Origin of the sequence: Streptosporangium sp. NPDC005286, assembly GCF_040607515.1 — a bacterium.
Taxonomy (GTDB): Bacteria; Actinomycetota; Actinomycetes; order Streptosporangiales; family Streptosporangiaceae; genus Streptosporangium.
In genome coordinates this window covers 1-25578 of sequence record NZ_JBEXGU010000138.1, presented here as the reverse complement: position 1 = coordinate 25578, position 25578 = coordinate 1, and the positions used below count along the sequence as shown (strand labels likewise).

General features: G+C 70.1%; 18 protein-coding genes, 1 tRNA gene and 1 pseudogene. 12 read left to right on the top strand and 8 right to left on the bottom strand.

The annotated features are described in order from the left end of the window. Positions 1-845: pseudogene (locus ABZU75_RS35015) on the top strand (phospholipid carrier-dependent glycosyltransferase); the annotation flags it as partial. On the opposite strand, the gene ABZU75_RS35010 reads toward ABZU75_RS35015, so the two are convergent. Beyond that, positions 793-2358, bottom strand: a complete 1566-nt coding sequence (locus tag ABZU75_RS35010; RefSeq protein ID WP_355563861.1) for a hypothetical protein — start codon at positions 2356-2358, stop codon at positions 793-795. The pseudogene ABZU75_RS35015 and the gene ABZU75_RS35010 overlap by 53 nt on opposite strands. Before the next feature lie 101 nt (positions 2359-2459). Here ABZU75_RS35010 and ABZU75_RS35005 point away from each other — a divergent pair, with 101 nt between their 5' ends. The 3 genes from ABZU75_RS35005 (at position 2460) to ABZU75_RS34995 (ending at position 6625) form a co-directional block, all read left to right on the top strand. Continuing rightward, positions 2460-3716 (top strand): glycosyltransferase, encoded by a 1257-nt coding sequence (locus tag ABZU75_RS35005; RefSeq protein WP_355563858.1) that lies wholly within the window; start codon positions 2460-2462, stop codon positions 3714-3716. Positions 3717-3741: 25 nt separating this feature from the next. Continuing rightward, positions 3742-5523: a methionine--tRNA ligase gene (gene metG, locus ABZU75_RS35000; protein WP_355563855.1), complete on the top strand. Its 1782-nt coding sequence runs from the start codon at positions 3742-3744 to the stop codon at positions 5521-5523. A gap of 241 nt (positions 5524-5764) precedes the next feature. Next, positions 5765-6625 carry a TatD family hydrolase gene (locus ABZU75_RS34995; RefSeq protein WP_355563853.1) on the top strand — a complete coding sequence of 287 codons (861 nt, stop codon included), beginning with the start codon at positions 5765-5767 and terminating at the stop codon, positions 6623-6625. Positions 6626-6702: 77 nt separating this feature from the next. Here ABZU75_RS34995 and ABZU75_RS34990 read toward each other — a convergent pair whose 3' ends face one another. After that, entirely contained in the window at positions 6703-8088 is a 1386-nt protein-coding gene (locus ABZU75_RS34990) for an FG-GAP-like repeat-containing protein (protein WP_355563850.1), read from the bottom strand. Further along, the gene (locus tag ABZU75_RS34985) at positions 8085-9815 is read right to left on the bottom strand and encodes a protein kinase (protein ID WP_355563847.1); all 1731 of its coding nucleotides are present in this window, start codon (positions 9813-9815) and stop codon (positions 8085-8087) included. The genes ABZU75_RS34990 and ABZU75_RS34985 overlap by 4 nt, the downstream gene beginning before the upstream one ends. A 224-nt stretch (positions 9816-10039) precedes the next feature. Here ABZU75_RS34985 and rsmA point away from each other — a divergent pair, with 224 nt between their 5' ends. The 3 genes from rsmA to ABZU75_RS34970 all read left to right on the top strand — a co-directional run bounded on the left by rsmA (position 10040) and on the right by ABZU75_RS34970 (position 13842). Continuing rightward, entirely contained in the window at positions 10040-10900 is an 861-nt protein-coding gene (rsmA, locus tag ABZU75_RS34980) for a 16S rRNA (adenine(1518)-N(6)/adenine(1519)-N(6))-dimethyltransferase RsmA (protein WP_355563843.1), read from the top strand. Between the two features lie 90 nt (positions 10901-10990). Continuing rightward, positions 10991-11893 (top strand): 4-(cytidine 5'-diphospho)-2-C-methyl-D-erythritol kinase, encoded by a 903-nt coding sequence (locus ABZU75_RS34975; protein ID WP_355563840.1) that lies wholly within the window; start codon positions 10991-10993, stop codon positions 11891-11893. A 137-nt stretch (positions 11894-12030) separates the two neighbouring features. Continuing rightward, complete coding sequence (locus tag ABZU75_RS34970; RefSeq protein WP_355563863.1) at positions 12031-13842, top strand: ABC-F family ATP-binding cassette domain-containing protein; 1812 nt, start codon at positions 12031-12033, stop codon at positions 13840-13842. Positions 13843-13936: 94 nt separating this feature from the next. On the opposite strand, the gene ABZU75_RS34965 is transcribed toward ABZU75_RS34970, so the two are convergent. Next, the gene (locus ABZU75_RS34965) at positions 13937-14488 is read right to left on the bottom strand and encodes a MarR family transcriptional regulator (RefSeq protein WP_355563837.1); all 552 of its coding nucleotides are present in this window, start codon (positions 14486-14488) and stop codon (positions 13937-13939) included. A 56-nt stretch (positions 14489-14544) separates the two neighbouring features. Between ABZU75_RS34965 and ABZU75_RS34960 the strand changes: the two genes are divergently transcribed. Both ABZU75_RS34960 and ABZU75_RS34955 read left to right on the top strand, forming a co-directional pair. Further along, positions 14545-15309, top strand: a complete 765-nt coding sequence (locus tag ABZU75_RS34960; RefSeq protein WP_355563834.1) for a trans-aconitate 2-methyltransferase — start codon at positions 14545-14547, stop codon at positions 15307-15309. Between the two features lie 113 nt (positions 15310-15422). Beyond that, positions 15423-16901 (top strand): CYTH and CHAD domain-containing protein, encoded by a 1479-nt coding sequence (locus tag ABZU75_RS34955; RefSeq protein WP_355563831.1) that lies wholly within the window; start codon positions 15423-15425, stop codon positions 16899-16901. Between the two features lie 52 nt (positions 16902-16953). On the opposite strand, the gene ABZU75_RS34950 is transcribed toward ABZU75_RS34955, so the two are convergent. The 4 genes from ABZU75_RS34950 to ABZU75_RS34935 all read right to left on the bottom strand — a co-directional run bounded on the left by ABZU75_RS34950 (position 16954) and on the right by ABZU75_RS34935 (position 22270). Continuing rightward, positions 16954-17832, bottom strand: coding sequence for an NUDIX hydrolase (locus ABZU75_RS34950; protein ID WP_355563828.1), 879 nt, complete (start codon positions 17830-17832; stop codon positions 16954-16956). Further along, positions 17825-19888, bottom strand: coding sequence for an RNA degradosome polyphosphate kinase (locus ABZU75_RS34945; protein ID WP_355563825.1), 2064 nt, complete (start codon positions 19886-19888; stop codon positions 17825-17827). Before ABZU75_RS34945 ends, ABZU75_RS34950 begins: the two co-directional genes overlap by 8 nt. Before the next feature lie 62 nt (positions 19889-19950). Continuing rightward, on the bottom strand, positions 19951-21018 hold the full coding sequence (locus ABZU75_RS34940; RefSeq protein WP_355563822.1) for a TetR/AcrR family transcriptional regulator: 1068 nt from the start codon (positions 21016-21018) through the stop codon (positions 19951-19953). 310 nt (positions 21019-21328) lie between these two features. Then, positions 21329-22270, bottom strand: coding sequence for an acyl-CoA desaturase (locus ABZU75_RS34935; RefSeq protein WP_350926832.1), 942 nt, complete (start codon positions 22268-22270; stop codon positions 21329-21331). A gap of 312 nt (positions 22271-22582) precedes the next feature. Here ABZU75_RS34935 and ABZU75_RS34930 point away from each other — a divergent pair. The 3 genes from ABZU75_RS34930 (at position 22583) to ABZU75_RS34920 (ending at position 25323) form a co-directional block, all read left to right on the top strand. Beyond that, positions 22583-22654 (top strand) — tRNA-Gln (locus ABZU75_RS34930). Between the two features lie 166 nt (positions 22655-22820). Further along, positions 22821-24272: a bifunctional UDP-N-acetylglucosamine diphosphorylase/glucosamine-1-phosphate N-acetyltransferase GlmU gene (gene glmU, locus ABZU75_RS34925; RefSeq protein WP_355563818.1), complete on the top strand. Its 1452-nt coding sequence runs from the start codon at positions 22821-22823 to the stop codon at positions 24270-24272. A 73-nt stretch (positions 24273-24345) separates the two neighbouring features. Next, the gene (locus ABZU75_RS34920; protein WP_355563815.1) at positions 24346-25323 is read left to right on the top strand and encodes a ribose-phosphate diphosphokinase; all 978 of its coding nucleotides are present in this window, start codon (positions 24346-24348) and stop codon (positions 25321-25323) included. The last annotated feature ends 255 nt before the right edge of the window (positions 25324-25578 follow it).

Sequence of the window (25578 nt, the reverse complement as noted above, 5' to 3'; positions counted from 1 at the left end):
AGTGGTCGGGGATCTTCTTCCTCGTCGCCTTCGCGATCATGTCCCTGGTCTGGGACGCCGGCGCCCGCAGGGCCATCGGCCTGCGCAGACCGTACCTGGGAGTGGTCAACCGGGACCTGACCGGCGTCCTGCTGGCGATGGGCCTGCTGCCGGCCCTCACCTACATCGCCTCCTGGGCCGGCTGGTTCGCCTCGTCGCTCGGCTGGGGCCGCAACTGGGCGCAGGCGACCTCGCAGGGCCCCGGGTTCTTCGTCTTCGACTCCCTCCGCTCCTGGCTGAGCTACCACTTCCAGGTGCTGAGCTTCCACACCGGGCTGAGCGAGGGGCACACCTACCAGTCCACACCCTGGACCTGGCCCATCCTCTCGCGCCCGGTGGCGTTCCACTACGAGACCCCCGGCACCGGGTGCGGCGCCGACAACTGCGCCGAGGCGGTGCTCGGCGTCGGCACCCCGGTCATCTGGTACGGCGGCCTGGCCGCCCTCATCGCCATGATCGCCTGGTACGTCGCCACCCGCGACTGGCGCGCCGGGGCCCTGCTCCTCGGCTACGCCGCGGGCTGGCTCCCCTGGTTCTACTACGCCCTCGCCGACAACCGGACCATGTACCTGTTCTACGCGATCACCATGGTCCCCTTCATGATCCTCGCGCTGACCATGGTCGCCGGGCTGATCATCGGGCGGGCCGACGCCGCGCCCAACCGCAGGGCGCTCGGGGCCGCGGTCGTCGGGGCCTTCACCCTGCTGGCGCTGGTCAACTTCTGGTGGCTCTACCCGGTGCTGGCCGCCGAGGTCATCCCGCACTCCCAGTGGTGGTCGCGGATGCTGTTCCGGAGCTGGGCGTGACGGGCGCGGCAGGTGTGCCGGACGCGGCGGGCCGGGAGAACCCGTGGCGCAGCGAGATCGCGGCCGCCAGGCAGGCCAGCGGCACCGCGGGCAGCAGGTAGCGGTAGTCGAACTCGGCGGTCGCGGCCGGGGCCAGGATGAGACCGAAGGCGGCCAGCCACGGCAGCAGCACGGGGCCGCCCAGCCTGCGCCAGCGCACCGCCACCCCGGCCAGGCCGATCAGCAGCAGCACGCCGATCACGAGGCCGGGCAGCCGGACGATCCGCTGGTAGCCCTGCATGAAGCCCGCCCACGGGTCGTGGACGTCGGTACCGATCACGCGCAGCTTGCCCTGGATCTGCGCGGTCCGCAGGCCCGGATCGTACTTCTGCGCGTCGGTGTCGGTGCTTCCCCGATAGGAGCTCCAGGCTGGGAGGATCTTGTTCTCCGGCAGGAACTCGTACTGCCGGTAGGTGTTGAAATCCGGGAAGCGCGGCCGGTCCCAGTGGAAGGCGCGGAAGAAGTCGCCGGCCACCAGGCTCAGATAGTCGAGCGGCTGGGACAGGATGGCCCGCTGGGCGAACGCGCCCGCCGTCTTGTTCGTCTCCGGGGTGAACGTGCTGCCCACCCCGAAGGCGTGGAAGCGCTGGCCGTTCTGTGCCCACCAGAGGTACTTCTGCCCGGAGAAGCCGCGCTGGCCCGGCGGCGCGCTGATGCACAGCAGCGCCAGCTCCAGCTCCTCGCGGGGGTCGATCCGCATCTTCTTGCAGTCGGCGAAGAGCGCCGTCCGCATGTAGAGGATCGCGCCGTCACTGTTGGTCATCGCGAAGTTGCCGTACGCGGAGGCGAACCAGGCCATGTAGCCGACCACGGGGAGCGCGCACGCGGTGATCATCGCCGCGATCGTCTTCCAGGCCGTGCGCTTGACCAGCAGGTAGACCACGACCAGCGCGAGGATCGGCAGGCCGATCGACCGGGTGAGCGCGGTGAGGGCCAGCAGCAGCCCGATCGCCGCGCCGACCCGCCAGGACATCCGCCGGTGCCAGAGCACCAGCGTGATCACGGCCACGACCAGCAGCATGAACATCGCGTCGGACATGACCAGGTGTTCGAGCTGGATCTGGTACGCGTCGAACAGCACCGGCACCGCGGCCAGCGTCGCCCCCCAGCCGGGCAGGCCGAACCTGCCGCGCAGCAGGGTGTAGATCAGCACCGCGATGCCCAGGCCCATCAGGTGCTGCACGAAGACCACCAGGCCGAAGCTGTGCAGCGGCCGCAGCGCCAGGAGCAGGAAGGAGTAGCCGTTCGGGCGCAGCGCACTGGGCCGGTCGGGGTTCACCGCCCCGGAGACGTACTCGTAGGAGTCGTTGAACCACAGGGCCGGGCCATAGCCGAGCATGGTGACCACACGCAGCAGGAACGCCAGCACGAGGGCGGCCACGAAGAGGCGATGCCGGTACAGGAAGGCTCGCAGGCGAGGGATCCGATCAGGCAAAGGCACGTCCAGGCGAGGGCGGTCGGCGACGGTCACCATGCCTTACAGGATGCCAGCCGTTTCAGGGAGTTGACCCGGGCGAGGGGCTTCAGAGGGCATCATGGTGAGATTGGCCTGTGCCGTGAGTGAAGGGTTGAGACGTGGAACTGACCGTGGTCATGCCTTGTTTGAACGAGGCGGAGACCGTGGAGACCTGCGTACGCAAGGCACTCGCCTGCATGCGGGAACACGGGATCGACGGGGAAGTGCTGATCGCCGACAACGGCAGCACCGACGGCTCACAGCAGCTCGCGCGCGAGGCCGGGGCCCGAGTCGTGCACGTTGACGCCAAGGGGTACGGCAACGCCCTGATGGGTGGCATCCGTGCCGCGCGCGGCCGCTACGTCATCATGGGCGACGCGGACGACTCCTACGACTTCACGGCGCTGCTGCCGTTCGTCGAGCAGCTCCGTGACGGCGCCGACCTGGTGATGGGCAACCGGTTCAAGGGCGGCATCGCGCCGGGCGCCATGCCCCCGCTCCACCGCTACCTGGGCAACCCGGTGCTCTCCTTCATCGGGCGCCTCTTCTTCCCCAGCGCGATCGGTGACTTCCACTGCGGCCTGCGCGGTTTCCGGCGCGAGTCCATCCTCAGGCTCGGCCTGCAGACCGGTGGCATGGAGTTCGCCAGCGAGATGGTGGTCCGCTCGACCCTGTCGGGCCTGGACGTACGCGAGGTGCCCACCACGCTCTCGCCCGACGGCCGCTCCCGCCCGCCGCACCTGCGCTCCTGGCGCGACGGCTGGCGCCACCTGCGCTTCCTGATGCTCTACAGCCCGCGCTGGCTGTTCTTCATCCCCGGCCTGGTGCTGATGACCCTCGGCCTGGTCGCGGGCGCCGCCCTGACCTTCGGCCCGGTCTACATCGGAAAGCTCGCCTTCGACGTCGACACCCTGGTCGGCGCCTCCGCCATGGTGGTGATCGGCTTCCAGGCGGTGCTGTTCGCGCTGTTCACCAAGGTGTACGCGGCCGAGGAGGGCTTCCTGCCGGAAGATCGGCGGGTGCGCAAGCTCATCGACATCGTCTCCCTGGAGAAGGGGCTGATCGTCGGCGGGCTGCTGGCCCTGGGCGGTCTGGGCGGCCTGGTCGCCTCCCTGGTCCACTGGCAGACCCGCAGCTTCGGCCCGCTGATCCCCTCGGAGTCGCTGCGCCTCGTCGTGCCCTCGGCCACCGCGCTGATCGTGAGCTTCCAGACGATTTTCGCCGCGCTGTTCATCAGCATCCTCGGCATCCGCCGTACCAAGGAGACGCCCATCGACGTGGCCGCCTCCGCGGCGGAGGAGGCCGCCGAGGCCGTCAAGCGCGCCGCCGAGGCGGCGGAGGCTTCCACTACCGGCAGGGAGAGCACCAAGGCCTGAGCCCGCGTCCCTTAGGCTGGGCACCATGTCCCAGCACATCCTGACCGCGGTCGCCTGGCCCTACGCCAACGGCCCCCGCCACATCGGGCACGTCTCCGGATTCGGCGTGCCATCCGACGTCTTCAGCCGCTATCAGCGGATGGCGGGCAACATGGTGCTCATGGTGAGCGGGACCGACGAGCACGGCACCCCGATCCAGGTGCAGGCCGACAAGGAGGGCCTGAGCGCTCGCGAGCTCGCCGACCGCTACAACAGGGTGATCGTCGAGGATCTCCAGGCGCTCGGCCTGTCCTACGACCTGTTCACCCGGACCACGACCGTGAACCACTACGCGGTGGCGCAGGAGATCTTCAAGGGACTCCACGCCAACGGCTACATTTTCCCGCAGACCACGATGGGCGCCATCTCGCCCTCCACCGGGCGCACCCTGCCCGACCGCTACATCGAGGGCACCTGCCCCATCTGCGGTTACGAAGGCGCCCGTGGCGACCAGTGCGACAACTGCGGCAACCAGCTCGACCCGGTCCAGCTGATCAACCCGGTGAGCAAGGTCAACGGCGAGACGCCGGTCTTCGTGGAGACCGAGCACTTCATGCTCGACCTGCCCGCGTTCGCCGAGGTTCTGGCGTCGTGGTTGCGCTCCAAGGAGGGCGACTGGCGGCCCAACGTGCTGAAGTTCGCCCTGAACATGCTCGGCGACATGCACCCCCGCGCGATCAGCCGCGACCTCGACTGGGGGGTGCCGATCCCGCTGGAGGGCTGGAGCGACCAGGCCAACAAGCGGCTCTACGTCTGGTTCGACGCGGTCGTGGGCTACCTCAGCGCCTCCATCGAGTGGGCGCGCCGCTCCGGCGACCCGGAGGCCTGGCGCCGCTGGTGGCAGGACCCTGAGGCCCTCGGCTACTACTTCATGGGCAAGGACAACATCGTCTTCCACGCGGAGATCTGGCCGGCGATGCTGCTCGGCTACAACGGTCAGGGGGCCCGCGACGGCAAGCCGGGCTCGCTCGGCGCGCTGAACCTGCCCGCCGAGGTCGTCTCCAGCGAGTTCCTGACCATGGAGGGACGCAAGTTCTCCTCCTCCCGCCAGGTCGTCATCTACGTGCGTGACTTCCTGGAGCGCTACGACGCCGACGCGCTGCGCTACTACATCGCGGTGGCGGGCCCGGAGAACCAGGACACCGACTTCACCTGGTCGGAGTTCCTCAACCGCAACAACGGCGAGCTGGTGGCGGCCTGGGGCAACCTGGTGAACCGCTCGATCTCGATGGCCGCCAAGAACTTCGGAATCATCCCCGAGGCGGCCGACCTCACCGAGGTCGACCGCGCCATGCTGGAGCGGAGCCGCTCGGCCTTTCTGAAGGTCGCGGCCGAGTTCGAGCAGTGCCGGTTCAAGAACGCGACGAACGAGGCGTTCGAGGTCATCCGCGAGGCCAACAGGTACCTGGCCGAGCAGGAGCCCTGGAAGATCAAGGACAACCCCGAGCGGGTGAAGACCATCCTGCACGTCGCCCTGCAGGTGGTGGACGACGCCAAGACCCTGCTGACCCCGGTGCTGCCCAACTCCTCCAACAAGATCTACGCGATGCTCGGCGGCACCGGTGTCTGGGCGGGCATGCCGGAGATCCAGGAGGTCACCGACGAGGACGGCCGGAGCTACCCGATCATCACCGGCTCCTACGACGGCGCCGCGCGCTGGGAGTCCGTCCCGATCCGGGTGGGCACCCCGCTCTCCCCGCCGACCCCGCTCTTCGTCAAGCTCGACCCGAAGATCGTCGCCGAGGAACTGGCCCGGCTGGGCGAGTAGCGGCGAAGGCCCCCGGGCCTGGGAGCGGGCCGGTCTCACCCGGCCGGCGCCTGCCCGGCGGGTGTTCGGAGCCGCGGGCCGGGGCCTGGCTCTGTGCAGGGGCTGCCGGCCCCTGCCCGGTACCGCCGGTGGGCGGGCCGGTGCGCCCGGGGCCACGGCCCGGCCCCGGGCCTGGGAGTGAGCCGGTTCGCGCGGGGGCGCTGGGCGCGGGCCGGGCCGGCTCCTCGGTAGGTTGGACGGCGTGAGCACGCAGAAGCTTCCCGCCGCCCCCGAGCCCCTGCCGGCAGAGGTGTTCGACAGCCACTGTCACCTGGACATCATGGTGGGCAACCGCCAGGCGTCCTCGGGAGATCCGGTCGCGCAGGCCGCGCAGGCGGCCCAGGCGAGCGTCGAGGGCATCCTCGACGAGGCCCGCGCCGTCGGCGTGACGCGGCTCGTCACGATCGGCTACGACCTGCCGTCCTCGCGCTGGAACGCCGAGACGGCCGCGCTCCATCCCGACGTCTACGCCGGGGTGGCCATCCATCCCAACGAGGCGCACGCCGCGACGCCGGAGGCCCTCGCCGAGATCGAGCGGCTGGCCCGCCTGCCGCATGTCAGGGCGGTGGGGGAGACCGGGCTCGACTACTACCGCGACTGGGCGTCGAAGGACGACCAGCACGCCGGTTTCCGGGCGCATATCGAGATCGCCAAGCGGACCGGCAAGGCCCTGGTGATCCATGACCGCGAGGCCCACGACGACGTGCTGCGCGTGCTGGCCGAGCAGGGCGCCCCGGAGGTGGTGGTCTTCCACAGCTTCTCCGGTGACGCCGAGATGGCGAAGCAGTGCGTCGATGCCGGATATTTCATGTCATTTTCTGGGCCGGTCACCTACAAGAACGCCGGATACCTCCGCGAGGCCGCGAGGGTCGCGCCGAGGGAGCTGATCCTCGTCGAGACCGACGCGCCCTACCTCCCGCCCACGCCGCACCGGGGCAAGCCCAACGCGCCCTACCTCATCCCGCTCACGCTGCGCTGCCTCGCGGAGGTCAAGGAGATCGACCTCACCGACCTCGCCGCCGCCGTCAGCGCCAACGGAGAGACCGTCTTCGGCTCCTGGTGACGGGTGGGACGGCCGCCCCAGCCAGGTCCACGACCGCGGGCGCGGGTCACGTATCGACGAGCTTCGCGTGACGTCGCTCAGCCCACCGCGGCGCCGAAGTCGGCGGAGGCGCCGCCGTCCAGGGCGGGGATCTTTCCGGTGCCCGGCGAGAGCGGGACGCCCTGGGCGTCGTTGCGGCCCAGCAGGATGACCGTTCCCACGCCCGCCTGGTCGGGGGCACCGACGACCAGCCGGTTACCGCTGAACCCAACGGACCAGCCGAAGTGGTCGCCGGCCTGACTCTGGGTGATCAGCCGGCTCCCCGCCGGGTCGCCCACCGGCACCAGTCGCACGCCACCGCGCCGGTCGGGGCCGTCGAAGGGCACGCCCACGGCGAGCCTGACCCCTCCGGAGGCGGTGAACGCCAGCGAGAACCCGTATCCCTCGCCCGCCGCTCCCTCGGAGCCCTGGTCGAAGGTGGCGGCAGGGGCGATCTCCAGGGTGCTTGAGGCCTGGAACAACTGGACGAGGCCGGAGTCCTGCACGCCCCCGCCGTCACCGAGCGGGGCGCTCACCGCGAGATAGCCGACGTCGCCCTCCTCGGTGTAGGCCATCGCGTAACCGAACAGGTCGCCCGCGCCGGCGTCGACGATCTCGCGGAGGTCCCACTTCTTGCTCCGGTACTCGCTCCGGGACCCGCGTACGTCGAAGATCACTGTGAGCGCCCCCGCGTCCAGCTTGCCCCCGCCGGCCTGGGGCCCCGTTCCGTCGTCGTTCTCGTACGGCGATCCGACCGCGAGATCCGGCTCGCCGGGGATACCGCCCAGTTTGCCGATCGCCAGCGACCAGCCGAACATGTCGCCGACCTCGCCGTTGCCCGTGACGCCCTTGGACTCCTGGGAGATCCGCCGGCCTTCGCCGGACGTCTCGGTGTCGAACAGGTAGACCGCACCGGAGTCGGCGACACCGTCGGCGTTCTCGTGCGGGGCGCCGACCGCCACCAGCGTCCCGCCGGAGGCCAGGGACCAGCCGAAGTGAGCGTCGGCCTCGGGGGAGGGAGAGACCAGGCGGATCGTCCTGGGGTCGGGGCCGCCGTGCACCACGTAGACCGCGCCCGCGTCCCGGTAGCCCGCCACGTCCGCGTACGGGGCGCCGATGAGCAGGTCGGCGCAGCCGTCGCCGTCGATCCTGGCCAGCCGCACCGACCACCCGAAGCCGTCACCCGCCTCGGTCTCGGCGACGGTCACGGCCTTCCCACCCTCCCCCCGGCCGAACAGCACGTGCACGGCACCCGCGCCGGCCAGCCCGCCGGGGTCGGCGAACGGGTCGCCGACCGCGATGTCGTCCACCCCGTCGCCGTCGAAGTCGCTCGCGCCCGTTCCGGTGCAGTCGGCGGCCGGGGTGGAAGCGGCATCGGACCAGGCGGACCCGGTGGACGACCACGCGATCGCGGCCGCGGCCACCAGAGAGAGCAGCAGCCTCATGACACCCTCACCTCTATCTCCCCGCCGCCCTCGATCACCGTTCCGGTCAGCTTCGCGGGTTTGCGGGACGGGGGCAGGTCGTAGACCAGGACGCCGTCCACCTTCGCCCCGGGGGGCAGGGTGGCCGGCGGTTCCGTCGAGGAGCTCTCGGCGGTGTGCGCCGTGCCGACGTCGTCGAGCAGGGTGAGCGGGGTGCGGCTGAGCCGGGCCGCCTCCCCGCCGGTGTTGACCAGCGTCCACGGGATCGTGCAGAGCATGCCGCGTACCGGGGTGGCGCCCTCGTAGGCGGTGAGTCCGCACGTCGGGGTGCGCGGGATGATCAGCTGCGGGTCCTTGAGGAAGGAGCCTGTCGTGACCCTGCGGCCCACGTCGGTGGCGCGGGTGGCGCCGGTGCTGGTGCCGCCGGTACTGCCCGCCCGCGTCTCCCCCTGGTCACCCAGGTCCGGGCCGCTCAGGTTCAGCAGCACGACGACCGTGACGGCCAGTGCCGCGAGCACGGCCAGCCCGGCGAACAGCCAGCGCCGCCGGGGTGCCGTCCTCCCGGCGCCAGGCGTGTCCGGTTCGGCGGAAAGCCGGAAGCCGGGTGCCGTCCGGGCCGGGACGGGGCCGGTGAACGGTTGTGACGGCGATGTCGTGGGCTCGGGCCGCGAGGGCGAGAGGGAGTCCGCAGGTGCCGGTGCCGTGGAAGGGCCGGGCGGTGCGGGCGTGGCGGGTGCGGTGGCCGGGTCTGCGGGCTCCTGGATCGGCGGGGCGGGAAACCGCGTCCCCAGGTTCAGCGCGCTGAGCGTCTGGGTGGAGTCGGGCTCCACGTTGGCGGGTGGCTGCCAGGACTCGTGGAGCAGGTCACTGGCTATCAACGTGGGCGGGTCGGCCCGGGTGGGAGCCGGTGAGGACGGAGCGGCGATCCCGCCGCCGACCAGGGCGATCAGCAGGTCCTGGGCGGTGGGCCGCTGGTGGGGGTCCATCGCGGTCGCGCGGCGGGCAAGGTCGTTCAGCGGGGCGGGGAGCGCGCCCAGGTCGGGCGGGCTGTTGAGCAGCCGGGTGGCCATCGTTATCAGGTCGCCCCGCCCGTAGGGGTGGCGGCCGTTGCCCGCGTACGCGACCAGGCAGCCCCAGGCGAAGATGTCCGCGGCCGGCGTGATGGCCAGGCCACGGACCTGCTCAGGGGCCCACCAGCCGGGGCTGCCGAGTACCTCGCCCGAGCGGGTGAAGCTGTGCGTGGAGTCAAGGGCCCTGGCGATGCCGAAGTCGATCACCCGGGGCCCGGACATGGACAGGATCACGTTGGCGGGTTTGAGGTCGCGGTGCACCAGGCCGGCGACATGGATCGCGGCCAGCGCCGCCGCCACCCCCAGGGCCACGCCGTGCAGCGTTCCGGGCTCCAGCGCGCCGTGCTCGGAGATCTGGCGGGACAGCGGCGTGCCCGCGATGTACTCGGTGACCATGTACGGCCGGTTGTCGTCACCGGTGCCGTTGTCCAGCACCTGCGCCGTGCAGAACGAGGCCACCCGCCGGGCGTTCTCGACCTCCGCGTGGAATCTCGCGGCGAAGCCGTCCTCGACCGCGACCTCCGCCTTCACCACCTTGAGCGCGACCGGTCGTCCCGCCGGCGCCAGTGCCAGGTAGACGGTCCCCATCCCGCCCTCGCCAAGGCGTCCGAGCAGGCGGTAGGCCCCGATGCGCTCGGGGTCGGTGGATCGCAGTCCTTCGACACCGGGCTGGTTCACGTCCTCTTCACCGGGAAGGTTCCTTCCTCGCAGTCGGTCCCCCGTATGGCAACGTTATCCACAACGGAACCTCTCGTGCTCCATCACGCGTCCTCGCATGGGCTTCGGTGCGGGAAACTTGTCGGATGACATGGGAGAGCGGCCTTGGGTGATCGAGGCAGACAAATCGGAGACCACAACGGTCCGGCGGGCGTGGAGTCCGGGCCACTGCGTGAGGGACCAGCATGAGCCTTCTTGGTCCAGCGGAAATACGTATTTTGGCGAACAAGCTCAATATTCGTCCTACGAAGAAGCTCGGCCAGAACTTCGTGATCGACGCGGGCACGGTCCGCAAGATCGTGAGGGTGGCCGAGCTTGAGCCCGACGACGTGGTCATCGAGGTGGGTCCAGGGCTGGGGTCGCTCACGCTCGCGCTGCTTCCCGAGGTCCGCGGCGTGATCGCGGTGGAGATCGATCCCGTTCTCGCCGCCCAGCTGCCGCTGACGGTCGACCGGCACGCCCCGGAGCTCGCCGACCGGCTCACCGTGGTGCTCGCCGACGCCATGCGTGTCCTGCCCGAGGATCTGCCCGCGGAGCGGCCGAGCGCGCTGGTCGCCAACCTTCCCTACAACGTGTCGGTCCCGGTGCTGCTCCACCTGCTGGAGACGCAGCCGTCGCTGCGCAAGGTCCTGATCATGGTCCAGGCCGAGGTCGCCGACCGGCTGGCCGCCGCCCCCGGTTCCAAGGTCTACGGCATCCCCTCGGTCAAGGCCGCCTGGTACGCCGACGTCCGCCGGGCCGGTCCCGTCGGCCGCACCGTCTTCTGGCCGGTTCCCAACGTCGACTCCGGCCTGGTCGCGATGGTCAGGCGGGAGCCGCCCACGACGGTGGCCACCCGCGAGGAGGTCTTCGCGGTGGTGGACGCCGCCTTCGCCCAGCGTCGCAAGACCCTGCGTGCCGCCCTCGCCTCCTGGGCCGGTACGGCCCCCGCCGCGGAGCGGGCGCTGCGGGCCGCCGGGATCGACCCCGCCACCCGCGGCGAGCAGCTCAGGGTCGAGGATTTCGCGAGGATCGCGGAGAACCGTACGCCTAAAAGCGGTACATAGTGTGATTTGCCGGTTCGTTTGCGTGCGGGGGGGAGGGATCCCGTTACGATCTGACGTCGTGACCAGTGAGCGAGCCCCCATGGGGGACGCATGAACTCCGTGACCGTCCGCGTGCCAGCGAAGGTCAACCTGCAACTTGCCGTCGGCCCGCTACGGGATGACGGCTACCACGACCTCGTCAACGTCTTCCACGCCGTCTCGATCTTCGATGAGGTCACGGCCACCGCGGAGACCGGGATGAGCGTCCGAGTGGAGGGCGAGTCCGCGGACCAGGTGCCCGAGGACGGCGACAACCTCGCGATCCGGGCGGCCCTCGCGCTGGCCGGGCACGCGGGCCGCCCGTACGGGGTGAACCTGCTCATCCGCAAGTCGATCCCGGTGGCGGGCGGCATGGCGGGCGGCAGCGCCGACGCCGCCGCGGCCCTGGTCGCCTGCAACGAGCTCTGGGGTCTCGGCCTGCCGCGTGAGGACCTGATGGAGATCGCCGCCGACCTCGGCAGCGACGTCCCCTTCGCCCTGCTCGGCGGTACTGCGGTCGGCACCGGCAGGGGAGAGCGGCTGACCTCGCTGGACGTCGCGGGCACCTTCCACTGGGTGTTCGCGCTGGCCGACGGCGGCCTGTCCACGGCCGCGGTCTACGCCGAGTGCGACCGCCTCCGCCAGGCGAGCGGCGAGCTGGTGGCCTGGCCCCAGGCCGCCGAGGCACTGCTGGCCGCGCTCCGCGAGGGTGACGCGGAGGCCCTTGGTGTCCAGCTCGGCAACGACCTGCAGTCCGCCGCCGTGGCGCTGCGCGGCTCGCTGGCCCGCACCCTGGACGCGGGGCGGGAGCAGGGCGCCCTCGGCTCGCTGGTCTCCGGTTCCGGGCCCACCTGCGCCTTCCTCGCCCGGTCGGCGGCCCACGCGGGCGAGCTGGCAGCCTGCCTGAAGGACGCCGGCGTGGCGCGCGACGTCATCACCGCCCACGGCCCCGTGCCCGGCCCGGTCGTCGTCTAGGCTCCCTGCGGGCACGACCGGCCGGTCTCGCCGGTCGAGGCGGCCATCCGATGGAGGCGCCCGAAGGCGCCGCCAGGGACGGGACGGTTCTCGCGGCGGGGGCCGCGTGGGCCGGGAGCGGATACGCTTGTCTGGCGATGAATCTGGTCAATCTTGAGTCGGTCTCCCACTCCTACGGTCCCAAGCCCCTGCTCAACGACGTCTCACTCGGCATCGAGGCGGGCGACCGCATCGGCGTGGTCGGCCGCAACGGCGGCGGCAAGACCACCCTCATCTCGGTGATAGCCGGTGACCTCAAACCCAATGCCGGGCGGGTCACCCATAACCGGGGGCTCCAGGTAGGGGTGCTGTCGCAGGGCGACGACCTCGACCCGGCGCGGCCGGTGCGCGACATCGTCCTCGGTGACAGGTCCGAGCACGAGTGGGCGGGTGACGCGGGCATCCGTGAGATCCTCGCCAACCTGCTCGGCGACATCGACCTGACCGCGCTCGCCGGGAGCCTGTCGGGAGGTGAACGGCGCCGTACCGCCCTCGCCAAGCTGCTCATCGACGGGCACGACCTGATCATCCTGGACGAGCCCACCAACCACCTCGACATCGAGGCCATCGACTGGCTCGCCAGGCACCTGGCCGGCCGCAGGACGGCACTGCTGGTCGTCACCCACGACCGGTGGTTCCTCGACGCGGTCTCCACCAGGACGTGGGAGGTCACAGACGGCTCGGTCGAGCGCTACGAGGGCGGGTACGCCGCGTACGTGCTGGCCAAGGCCGAGCGCGCCCGGGTGGCCGCCGCCTCCGAGGCCCGCCGCCAGAACCTGATGCGCAAGGAGATCGCCTGGCTCCGCCGGGGTCCGCCCGCCCGCACCTCCAAGCCCAAGTTCCGCATCGACGCAGCCCAGGCGTTGATCGCCGACGAGCCTCCGGCAAGGGAGAGCGTCGAACTGGTCAAGTTCGCCGCGGCCCGGCTGGGACGCACGGTCTACGACCTTGAGGACGTCACGCTGCACGCCGGGGGACCCGGCCAGGGGCCGCTGGTCCTCGACCACTCGACCTGGCAGTTCGGTCCCGGCGACCGGATCGGCCTGATCGGAGTGAACGGCTCCGGCAAGTCCTCGCTGCTCCGCCTGCTCGCCGGTACCGTGCACCCCGACTCGGGCAGGCTGGTACGCGGCAAGACGGTCCGTCTGGCGCACCTGTCGCAGGAACTGGGCGAGCTCGACCCTGAGCGCCGGGTGCTGGAGACCGTCGAGGAGGTCCGCAAGTTCGTCCAGGTCGGCAAGAAGGAGTGGACCGCCTCCCAGCTGCTGGAGCGCCTCGGCTTCAAGGGGGACGCGCAGTGGAAGGTCGTCGGTGACCTGTCCGGTGGCGAGCGGCGCCGCCTGCAGCTGCTCCGCCTCCTGATGGACGACCCCAACGTGCTGCTGCTCGACGAGCCGACCAACGACCTCGACATCGAGACGCTCAACGAGCTGGAGGACCTGCTCGACGGCTGGCCGGGCACGCTGATCCTGGTCAGTCACGACCGTTACTTCCTGGAGCGGGTCACCGACAGGACCGTCGCCCTGCTCGGTGACCACAGGCTGTCGATGCTCCCCGGCGGAGTGGACGAGTACCTGTCCCGGCGGGCCTCGGGCGCGGCCCTGTCCGCGCGCGCGGCGTCCGGCGCGGTCTCCGGTGCGGCCTCCGCCACCTCGGCCGCGGTCGCGAAGGAGACGGCGCCCGGTCTGTCGGCGCGTGAGGAGCGCGATCTCCGCAAGGAGCTCTCCCGGCTGGAACGCCAGCTCGACAAGCTGAGCGGCCGCGAGGCGAAACTGCACGAGTCCATGGCCGACGCCGCCGCCGACTACGAGCGGCTGGCCTCGCTCGACGCGCAGCTGAAGGAGATCCTCGCGGAGAAGGACTCGATCGAGGGTGAGTGGCTGGAGCTGGCCGACCGCCTGGGCGAGTGAGCCTCTCGGGGCCGTGCGTTGAGGCCCGAGAGGGTGGCTGGGAACACCCTTCGGGGCGCGCCGGGTTTATCCCGCCGCCCTCGGGCATGGGAGGTCAGTGCGCTCCGGTGTCGGTTGCGTCAAAAGGGACGAGTAGCGTGCGCAGCAGGTCCGAAAGGGCCTGCTGTTCGCGTTCCTGCAGGCTCGCGAGGAGCTCGCGCTCGCGGCGCAGCAGGTCGGCGAAGGCGTTGTCCACCCGGGTCCGCCCGGCGTCGGTCAGGGAGACCAGGACGCCGCGCCGGTCCTCGGGGTCGGGGCGCCGCCTGACCAGCCCGGCCGCGGCCAGCCGGTCGATCCGGTTGGTCATCGTCCCCGATGTCACCAGCGTCGCGCGGAGCAGGGCTCCCGGGCTCATCTGGTACGGCTCCCCGGCCCGGCGCAGGGCGGTGAGCACGTCGAACTCCCAGGTCTCCAGGTCGTGCTCGGCGAAGGCGGCCCGGCGGGCGCGGTCGAGATGGCGGGCCAGCCGGGAGACCCGGCTGAGCACCTGTAGCGGCTCCACGTCGAGGTCCGGGCGTTCCTGATTCCAGGCGGCGACCAGCAGGTCGACCTCGTCCTTCGCTCCGGCCGAACGGCTGGAGTCGTGGTCCGCGTGGTGCAGGGTCATGCCGGGAGTCTATCTGTCTTGACATCGAGATATCTCGCCGGATATCAATTGCCTTGATGTCGAGATATACCTGGGACCCCGTGATCTACGGTCGCTACGCCGACGAGCGCGCGCGCCCCTTCTTCGACCTGGTTTCCAGGATAGCCGTAGAGAACCCCGGCTACGTGGTCGACGCGGGCTGCGGCACCGGCGAGCTCACCGCCGAGCTCGCCAGGCGCTGGCCGGACGCCCGGGTCCACGGCTTCGACTCCTCACCCGCCATGATCGAGAAGGCGCCGGCGGGCGGTTCGCTCTCCTTCTCCGTCGACGACGTCACGCGCTGGCGCCCTGAGCGGCCGGTCGACGTGATCGTGTCCAATGCCGTCCTGCAGTGGGTGCCCGACCACCGCGAGCTGCTGCCGCGCTGGGTGGAGGCCCTCGCCCCAGGCGGCCGGCTCGCCTTCCAGGTTCCCGGCAACTTCGACGCTCCCAGCCACGCCCTGGTCCGCGAGCTCTGCCGGACGAGGTGGCGCGACCGGCTGGGCGACCTGGCCCGCCCCTCCCCGGTCGACGACCCGGCCGGCTATCACGACCTGCTCGCTCGACTGGGCTGCCGGGTGGACGCGTGGGAGACCACCTACCTGCACGTGCTCCCCGGCGACGACGCCGTGCTCTCCTGGATCACCGGCACCGCCCTGCGCCCCATGCTCGACCGCCTGGACCCCGCCGAGGCCGCCGGCTTCCTCGCCGACTGCGCCGCCCTGCTCCGCGAGGCCTACCCCCGTGGGCCGTACGGTACGGTCTTCCCCTTCCGCAGGATCTTCGTGGTCGCCGGGAAGTGACCGGGTGACGCGCCGCCGCCCGGCGGGTGCCGGTGGGCCGGCGATCTCAGGAGCGGGTTTCTGGCCCGACAACCGGGCATGAATGAATATATGGGCAAATTAGGGGATGACCTGTGGCAATAGAGATCGAGGATAAGTTCGACGTGCCGGAGGATTACCAGCTGCCGGACCTCACCGGACTTCCGGGCGTCGGGGAGGTCGTGGGCCCGAAGACCCATCGGCTGGTCGCCCTCTACTTCGACACGCCCGATCTGAGGCTCGCCGCGCGGGGGATCACCCTGAGAAGACGCAGGGGCGGCACCGATCCCGGCTGGCACCTCAAGCTGCCCAAGGCCAAGGGCGTACGGCAGGAGATCACCCACCCGCTGACCCGGAGCGTCAAGATCGTTCCTGCCGAGCTGGCGGATCTGGTGCTCGCCTACACCCGGGGTGCCCCGCTGGCGCCCATCGCCGAGTTGGACACCCGCCGTGCCGTCACCACGCTGGTCAACGGCGCCGGGGTGAGGCTGGTCGAGATCGCCGACGACCGGGTCAAGGGCACCGTGCTCGGCGACGAGCCCCACGTCGAACGCTGGCACGAGGTCGAGGCGGAGATCCTCCGTGGTGACGAGAGGTTGCTGAAGAAGGTCGGAAAGCGGCTGCGCAAGGCCGGCGCCAGTCCCGCAGAATCGGCGAGCAAGCTCGCGCGCCTGCTCGGTGGCGCCGGAGCGGCCCACGAGCAGCCGCGTGCCAGGACGGCCCCGGGTTCCGCGGGTGAGGTCGCCGTCGGTTATCTCACCGCTCAGGTCGGCGCGTTGCTCACGCAGGACCCCCGGGTCCGCAGGGCCGAGGAGGACGCCGTGCACCAGATGCGCGTCGCCGCCCGGCGGCTCCGCAGCGCGATGAAGTCGTTCAGGACGGTCGTCGGGGGCACCGGGAGCGTCCAGGACGAGCTCAAGTGGCTCGGCGCGGTCCTCGGCGAGGCACGCGACCTGGAGGTCATCCGCGAGCGGTTCGCGAGCAGGCTCGACAGCCTGGACAGCGCGCTGATCGTGGGTCCGGTCAGGGCCCGCCTCAGCTCCGACCTGCTGGACGACGAGCACGAGGCCCTCGACCGGATCAGGGACGCTCTCGGCTCCGAGCGCTACTTCGCCCTGCTCGACGCCCTCGACGACCTGATCGCCACCCCCGTGCTCACCAAGGCCGCCGGCAGGCCCGCGGAGACCCTGAAGACCGTCGCGGCCAAGAGCTGGCACCGGGTCGCCAGGGCCTACGACACCGCGCTGTCCATCGAGAACCCCGCCGAGCGCGAGCTCGCCATGCACGAAGTGCGCAAGGCGGCCAAGCGGGCCCGTTACACCGCGGAGGTGCCCGGTATGAAGAAGCTGGCCAAGCGGGCGGAGACGGTACAGGAGGCGCTGGGCACCCACATGGACGGCGTCGTCGCGCAGGAACGGCTGGCAGCCGAGGCCGCGAACGCCCGTCTGGCGGGGGAGGACACCTACACCTACGGCGTGCTGACCGGCGTGGAGCGGGCCGGCGCCGAGCGCGCCGGCGAGGAGTTCCCCCGGATCTGGGCCGACACCGCGGCCGCCGTCGCGAAGCTTCTCTGAGGTCCTCCCGGCCTCTCGGCCGCCACGCGCCCGGGGCCGGCTGGAGATCGCGTCAGACGGTGTAGCGGTCCACGGCCACGACACGGCCGCCGTTGTGGTGCAGCACCGTGAACGCGCCCTTGGCCAGCTGCGCGTCGCCGGACCGGCCGCCGACTTCGGAGATCAGCTCGGGCAGGGTCTTGCCGTGGCCGCAGAGCGCCGTGGGCCGGTTCGAGGCCAGTGCCTTCTCGGCCAGGAGCAGGGAGGCCTGGAAGTCGTAGTGGGTCTCCGACAGGACGGGTTCGAGCCGGACCGGCAGGCCGGCCCGTCCGGCGTACGGTTCCAGGGTCTGCACGCACCGCCTGCTGGGGGAGCTGACCAGTTCCGCGGGGCGGAAGGCGCCCAGCACGCTCGCGAGCACCTCGGCCTGCCTCAGGCCGTTCTCGTCGAGCGGCCGGTCGTCGTCGTCGCCCTTCCAGTCCTGCCGGTTCCCCGCCAGGGCGTGCCGTACCAGCACGAGCGGGGTGGTCGTCGGCGATGCCGCGCCGAGCGCGCGGAGCAGCCCGGCATCCCAGTCGTAGGTCAGGCGCCGTGCGGCCTCCCGCACAGGCAGCCAGACCACATCGTCGACCTCGCGCCTGTCGGTACGGCTCTCCTCGGAGACCATCCTGGCCAGCCAGTAGTCGACGCGCTTGGGCAGCCCGCCCTTCGTGTAGTGGCTCGGCGGCAGCGACCGGCCGAGCTCCACGGTGATCCCCGTCTCCTCGGCCACCTCGCGCAGCGCGCCGGCGATGGCGTGCTCGCCGTTCTTCAGCTTCCCCTTGGGGAACGACCAGTCGTCGTACCTGGGCCGATGGACGAGGGCGACCTCCGGCGCGTCCGGTGAACCGCGCCAGACGACCGCCCCGGCCGCGCGGATCATGCCGTCCGGGTGGACGGCGTGCTCAGTCATCGACGGCCCTCCACCTACGGGTGCCGATCAGATAGGTCTGCAGGTCATTGCCGGGATGCCGGACCCAGGTCCCGTCCGGGTTGAGCCACCAGGTCGCGGTGTCGTCGGACATGGCCCGGTCCAGCAGGCCGCTGAGGTAGTTCCGCTGCTGCTGGCTGGCGACCTTGACCAGCACCTCCACCCGGCGCTCGATGTTGCGGCGCATCATGTCACCGCTGCCGATCCAGACCTCCGGACGCCGGCCGTGGCCGAACTCGTAGATCCGCGAGTGTTCGAGGAAACGGCCCAGCACGCTCCTGACCCGGATGTTCTCCGACAGCCCCGGTATGCCGGGGCGGAGCGTGCAGACCCCTCGCACCCACAGATCCACCGGTACGCCGGCCCGCGACGCCCGGTAGAGGGCGTCGATGATGGGCTCGTCGACCAGGGAGTTCGTCTTCATCCTGATGCCGGCGGGGCGGCCCGCCTCCTGATGGGAGATCTCCCGCTCGATCCTGGCCAGCAGGCCGCCGCGCAGGGAGTGCGGGGCGACCAGCAGCCGCCGGTAGGCCGAGTGGTTGGAGTAGCCGGTCAGGTGGATGAACAGGTCCGTGACATCCTCGCCGACCAGCCGGTCGGCGGTGAGCAGGCCCAGATCCTCGTACAGCCTGGCGGTCTTGGGGTTGTAGTTGCCCGTGCCGATGTGGCAGTAGCTGCGCAGCTCGCCCGAGACCTCCTGCCGCACCACCAGGGCGAGCTTGCAGTGGGTCTTCAGCCCCACGACGCCGTAGACCACGTGGCATCCGGCGCGCTCCAGCTTGCGCGCCCAGGTGATGTTGGCGTGCTCGTCGAACCTGGCCTTGATCTCCACGACCACGACCACCTGCTTGCCCGCCTCGGCGGCGTCGATCAGCGCGTCCACGATCGGTGAGTCGCCGCTGGTGCGATAGAGGGTCTGCTTGATGGCCAGCACGTTCGGGTCGGCGGCGGCCTGCTCGATGAACCGTTGCACGCTCGTGGAGAACGAGTCGTACGGGTGGTGCAGCAGCACGTCCCGCTCGCGCAGCACCGCGAAGATGTCGTCCTCGACGTGCACCACCTCGGCGGGCACGAACGGGCGGAAGGTCAGCTCGCCCCGGTCGAGGTCGGCGATCGCGTGCAGCCCGGTCAGGTCCAGCGGCCCCGGCAGCCGGCAGATCTCGTGCTCGGCCACTCCCAGCTCGTCCACCAGCAGGTCCAGCACCTCGGGGGTGATGGTGTCCTCGACCTCCAGCCGGACCGGAGGGCCGAAGCGGCGCTTGAGAAGCTCGCGTTCCAAGGCCTGCATGAGGTTCTCGGTGACGTCCTCGTCGACGTCCAGGTCCTCGTTACGGGTCACCCGGAAGGCATGGTGTTCGACGATCTCCATACCTTTGAAAAGCTGCCCCAGGTGAGCGGCGATGACATCTTCCAGCGGGACGAAACGGTTCATGGACGCCGTGACGAAGCGGGGAAGCCGGCTGGGCACCTTGACCCGGGCGAAGACCGTGTTGCCGGTCGAGGGGTTGCGGACGGTGACGGCCAGGTTCAGCGAGAGTCCCGAGATGTACGGAAAGGGGTGGGCGGGGTCGACGGCCAGCGGCGTCAGCACCGGCCTGATCCGCTCCCTGAAGAGCTTGCGCATCTCGGTGCGCTCGTCGCGGCCGAGGTCGTCCCAGCGCACGATCTCGATGCCCTCGGCGCTCAGCTGCGGGCGGATCCGCTCGTAGAAGCAGGCCGACTGCCGCAGCGCGAGGTCGTTGGCGATCGCCGCGATCCTGGGCAGTTCCTCGCGGGGTTTCAAACCGCTCTTCGTGCGGAGCAGGAGGCCGGTGGCCATCCGCCGTTTCAGCCCGGCCACCCGTACCCGGAAGAACTCGTCCAGGTTGCTGGCGAAGATGGCAAGGAACCGCACTCTCTCCAGCAGCGGCAGGGACGGATCCTCCGCCATCTCCAGAACCCGTTGGTTGAACTGGAGCCAGCTCTCCTCCCGGTTGAGGAAGCGCTCCTGCGGGAGAGGAAGTCCGTCGGGGGTGGAACGGGCGAGTTCAGCGGACATATGACCAGAATGCCCGCTTTTGTTGAACAGAACGTTAATTTCGTCTCAACGGGCGCCGTTGTTTACTCACTTGGCTCAAGCTTTTCCGTCTCTTCACCAACGAGTTTCGCTCGCTTGACGGCCTCGCGTTCGGCGGCCCTGGCCTCGCGGAGCATCGCCTTCTCCAGCTCCTTCATCTCCCGCTCGCGGGCCCGCTCCTGCTCCCTCAGCAGTCGCTGCTGCTCCTTCTGCTCCCGCTCGCGCGCCTTCTCCAGCTCCCGCTGCTCGCGGAGCCGGGCCTTCTCCTGCTCCCTGGCCAGCTTCTCGGCCTCGCGCTGTTCGCGCTCGCGCAGCCTCTCCTGTTCCTTCTGCGCCCGATCCCGGGCCTTCTCCTGCTCCCGGAGTTCCTTTTCGGTCGGGGGCGAGGGCGGCTGAGGCACAGGCGGCCGTGATCCCGCCGAGCGCGATCCCGGTGGATGGGGGCCGGCGTCGGCCGGGCGTTGCGGCGCCTGGGCCAGCCGCTGCCCCAGGCCGCGAGAGGAGGCGGTGAGCCGAGGGCTCGGGTCCAGCCCGGTCAGGCCGTTCCAGGCCAGGTTGACCAGGTGCGCGGCGACCTCCTCGCGCGACGGCCTGCGCACGTCCAGCCACCACTGGCCGGTCAGCGCGACCATGCCGACCAGCATCTGGGCGTACATGGGGGCCAGCTTGGGGTCATAGCCCCGTTCGACGAACTCGTCGACCATGACGTCCTCGACCTGGCTGGCGATGTCGTTGATCAGGCTGGCGAACGTGCCGGTCCCCGAGGCGGCGTGCGAGTCGCGAACGAGGATGCGGAAACCCTCGCTGTTCTCCTCCACGTAGGCCAGCAGGGCCAGGGCCGCCCGCTCCAGCTTGATCAGCGAGTGCGAGGCGGACAGGGCCTCGGTCACCATGATCAACAGCTTCTGCATCTCCCGGTCGATGACGACCGCGTACACGCCCTCCTTACCGCCGAAGTGCTCGTAGACCACCGGCTTGGAGACGTTGGCGGTCGCCGCGATCTCCTCGACCGATGTGCCGTCGAACCCTTTCTCCGCGAACAGGGTCCTGCTGATCTGGATCAGCTGTTCCCGGCGTTCCTTACCTGACATCCGCCGTCGGGGTTCGCTCACGGTTCTAATAATGCTGCTCCGGGGTGTTGAATGCGACGCGTGCCAATGGCGACGCGTGCCATTGGCGACGCTGGCGCGTCGCGGTGAGGCCGCTCTTACCCGGCTCCTTCCCTCGTCGACCGGGGCCGCTCGTTCCTCACGGCCCCGCTCTCCTCGGTCCAGTCGCCGGCGCGGCCTCACGGGTAGTCCCTCAAGGAAGACGTCTCAGGCACGTCCTCAGGGGAGTCCCTCGGGCTGTGGCCGGGCGCGGCCTCATGGGGAGTGTTCCCGGGGGAAAGAACATCTCCCCGTAGCAGGAGAGGTGGGGGTGTCAGGCGGCGATGCGTTTGGCGGCTAGGCGTTCGGGGGTGGGCCAGCGGACGTCGTAGGCCCAACCGGCCTTCTCGAACCAGCGGATGACGCCGGCGCTGAGGTCGATCTGCCCCTTCAGCACGCCGTGCCGGGCGCAGGTGGGGTCGGAGTGGTGCAGGTTGTGCCAGGACTCGCCGAAGGAGGGGATGGCCAGCCACCACACGTTGCGGGACTTGTCGCGTGATTCGAAGACCTCCTCGCCGAAGACGTGGCAGATGGAGTTGATCGACCAGGTCACATGGTGCAGCAGGCCGACCCTGACCAGGGTGCCCCAGAAGAAACCGGTGGCCATGCCCCACCACGACCAGGTCAGCAGGCCGCCCAACAGGGCGGGCATGACTATCGTGGTGATCGCCAGGACCGGGAAGAACTTGTGCAGCTTGATGATGTCCGGGTCCTTGACCAGGTCGGGGGCGTACTTCTCGCGGTTGGCCCGATCGGCCTCGAACAGCCAGCCCATGTGCGCCCAGAGCAGGCCCTTGGACACGGCCACGAAGCCGGTGCCGAAGCGCCACGGCGAGTGCGGGTCGCCCTCCTTGTCGGAGAACTTGTGGTGCTTGCGATGGGTGGCCACCCAGTCGAGCACCGACATCTCCATCGAGAGGCTGCCCGCGATGCCCAGCGCGATCTTCAGCGGGCGCTTGGCCTTGAACGAGCCGTGCGTGAAGTGGCGATGCAGGCCGACGGTGACACCCAGTCCGGTGACCACGTAGAAGACCGCCGCGATCACGATGTCGGACCAGCCGAGTCCCCAGCCCCAGGCGAACGGGATGGCCGCGGCCAGGGCGATCAGCGGGGCACCGACGACCACCCCGAAGGTGATGATCTCGGGCAGTGTTTTCGGCTCTGGGTCTACGTCGGGTTTGGGGCCCGGAGCTGGGCGTTCTTCGATGACGGTCATGCGCTACCTCGCGGTGGTTCGGAAAAGGCAAGGATTCACGTGCGGCTACGCCACCGTAACCTACGCCATCGTAAGTTAGGAATCCCTAAGCACCAAGTGTGTGGAAGCTGACCCTCTGGGGCTGGCGCCGTAGCGGCTTCGTAATCTGTTCTACCCGTGTCTGACCTGCCAAACGACGGGTTCTCCAGGCTCATTGCCGGGGCCGCTCGACTTCGTGAGCACGACGGCTTCCAAACGGCGCGCGTTCGGCACCGCGGGCTCTGTATCGTAGGGGGGCCAGGCGTACGGGGGTCGTCCCTGCCGTCTGGCCGATCCGGCATTGGGTAATTGGCAGCCCGCAAGGTTTTGGTCCTTGTTGTCCAGGTTCGAGTCCTGGTGCCGGAGCCGTCTCTTATGTCTGCTTTATTGGCTCGGCTAGTCGGCTGGGTGGGTTCCCGAACGGGAAGGTATCCTCACGTTGTCGAGCAGGTGACGGTGCCATGCCCTGGGGGTGGATGTCCGTCATCGTGCTCCGTCATGTCTCAGCCGCGACGCCGAGGGAGCCTCGTCCGTGAGTGTGCCGCGCCCGGCCGCCGTGATTGTCCTTGCCGCAGGCGAGGGCACCCGGATGAAGTCGAGAACGCCAAAGATCCTTCATGAACTGTGCGGCCGTACTCTGGTCGACCATATGCTCGCCGCCGCAAGAGGGCTCGAACCCGAGCGGCTCATCGTTGTCATCGGCCACGAACGGGAGCGGGTCCAAGCGCATCTGGCCGGCACCGGCCCCGACGCGCAGGTCGTCGTCCAGACCGAGCAGAAGGGCACCGGTCACGCCGTCCGTACCGTCCTGGAGACGGTGGGCACCATCGGCGGCACCGTCCTGGTGACCTATGGCGACACGCCGCTGCTGCGCTCCGAGACCCTCGCGGCCCTGCTCGAACGGCACGGCGAGGACGGCAACGCCGTCACCGTGCTGACGGCCGAGGTTCCCGACCCGTACGGCTACGGCCGGATCATCCGCGACGCCTCGGGGGCGGTCCTGGAGATCGTCGAGGAGAAGGACGCCGACCCCGCGCAGCGGGCGATCAAAGAGATGAACTCCGGCGTCTACGCCTTCGACGGGTCCCTGCTGGCCGACGCGGTCAAGCGAGTGTCCGCCTCCAACGCCCAGGGCGAGGAGTACCTCACGGACGTCCTCGCGATCCTGCGCCAGGACGGCCACCGGGTCGGCGCCCACGTCGCGGCCGACTACGTGGAGGTGGAGGGCGTCAACGACCGCGTACAGCTCGCCTTCGCCCGCCGGGTTCTCAACGCGCGCCTGCTGGAGACGCACATGCGGGCCGGGGTGACCGTGGTCGACCCGGCCAGCACCTGGATCGATGTGGACGTCACCCTCGAACAGGACGTGGTGATCCACCCCGGTACCCAGCTGCACGGTCGTACGGCGGTCGCCGAGGGCGCCGAGGTCGGTCCCGCCAGCACGCTGACCGACACCGTCGTCGGCGAGGGGGCGCTGGTGCGCAACGCCGTCTGCACCGAGGCCGTGATCGGCCCCGAGGCTCTGGTCGGGCCGTACGCCTATTTGCGCCCAGGCACCGTGCTGGCGCGCAAGGCCAAGGCCGGAACGTACGTCGAGATGAAGAACGCCCAGGTCGGGGAGGGTGCGAAGGTTCCGCACCTGAGCTATGTGGGTGATGCGACGATCGGCGCCGGCGCCAACATCGGCGCCTCGGCGATCTTCGTCAACTATGACGGGGTCAACAAGCATCACACGACGGTGGGCGAGCACGCCTTCGTCGGATGCGACACCATGCTCGTCGCGCCGGTCAACATCGGCGACGGCGCATATACGGCCGCGGGTTCGGTCATCGACGGAGATGTCCCGGCAGGGAGCATCGGGGTGGCCCGCGGACGGCAACGCAATATCGAAGGGTGGGTCGTGCGCAGGCGCGCGGGCACCAGATCGGCTCAGGCGGCGCTGAAGGCCGCCGAGCCGGAGAAACAGCAGGGGAGCCAGACGTGAGTGAGCGGAGCGAGCGGCCCGGTGGGCGCGGCGTCGCGCGGACATCGATGTGCTCTCCGGCGAGGGGGACGGCATGAGCGGCATCAAGAAGACCGGCGAGAAGAACCTGATGTTCTTCTCCGGGCGGGCGCATCCGGAGTTGGCGGACGAGGTGGCGAGTCACCTCGGAGTCGACGCGGCACCGACCACGCTGCGCGACTTCGCCAACGGGGAGATCTACGCCCGCTACCAGGAGTCGGTCCGTGGCTGTGACGCGTTCGTCATGCAGAGCCACACCGGGCCGATCAACCAGTGGATCATGGAGCAGTTGATCATGGTGGACGCGCTCAAGCGCGCCTCCGCCAAGCGGATCACCGTGATCATGCCGTTCTACGGCTACGCCCGCCAGGACAAGAAGGGCCGGGGCCGCGAGCCCATCACCGCCCGCCTGATGGCCGACATGTTCAAGACGGCCGGCGCCGACCGGCTGATGTCGATCGACTTGCACACCTCCCAGATCCAGGGCTTCTTCGACGGCCCGGTGGACCACCTGTTCGCCATGCCCGTCCTGGTCAACTACCTCAAGGACAAGCTCGACCTGGACACGACCACGATCGTCTCACCCGACACCGGGCGGGTGCGGCTCTCGGAGCGCTGGGCCGACACGCTGGGCACCCCGCTGGCCTTCATCCACAAGCGCCGCGACCTCGACGTGGCCAACCAGGTGAAGGTGAGCGAGGTCGTCGGCCGGGTGAAGGGCCGGACCTGTGTGCTGATCGACGACATGATCGACACCGCGGGCACGATCTGCAAGGCGGCCGACGCCCTCTACGAGCAGGGCGCCACCAACGTGGTCGTGGCGGCCACCCACGCGGTCTTCTCCGACCCCGCGGTCGACCGGCTGAAGAACTCCAGGGTCTCCGAGGTCATCGTCACCAACACGTTGCCGCTCCCCGAGGACAAGAGGTTCGACAAGCTCACGGTCCTGTCGATCGCCCCGCTGATCGCCCGGGCCATCACCGAGGTCTTCAGCGACGGCTCGGTGACCAGCCTCTTCGAAGGCGACAGCTAAAGCTCAACCCCCTCCCCGCTGAACACCCCCACCTCTTTCCTTTCTCCCTGGGCTCACATTTCTCGGGGGGCCTTCCACGCGCCCCGCTCTTGCCCCGCCCTCAAGAAGGGCAATGGGACGTGCCCCTCGCCCCCTTTGAGGGACTACCTGTGAGGCCGCCCCGGCGACTGGACTGAGGAGAGCGGGGTCGTGAGGCCGCGCCGGGGACTGGACTGAGGAGAGCGGGGTTGCGAGGAACGAGCGGCCCCGGTCGAC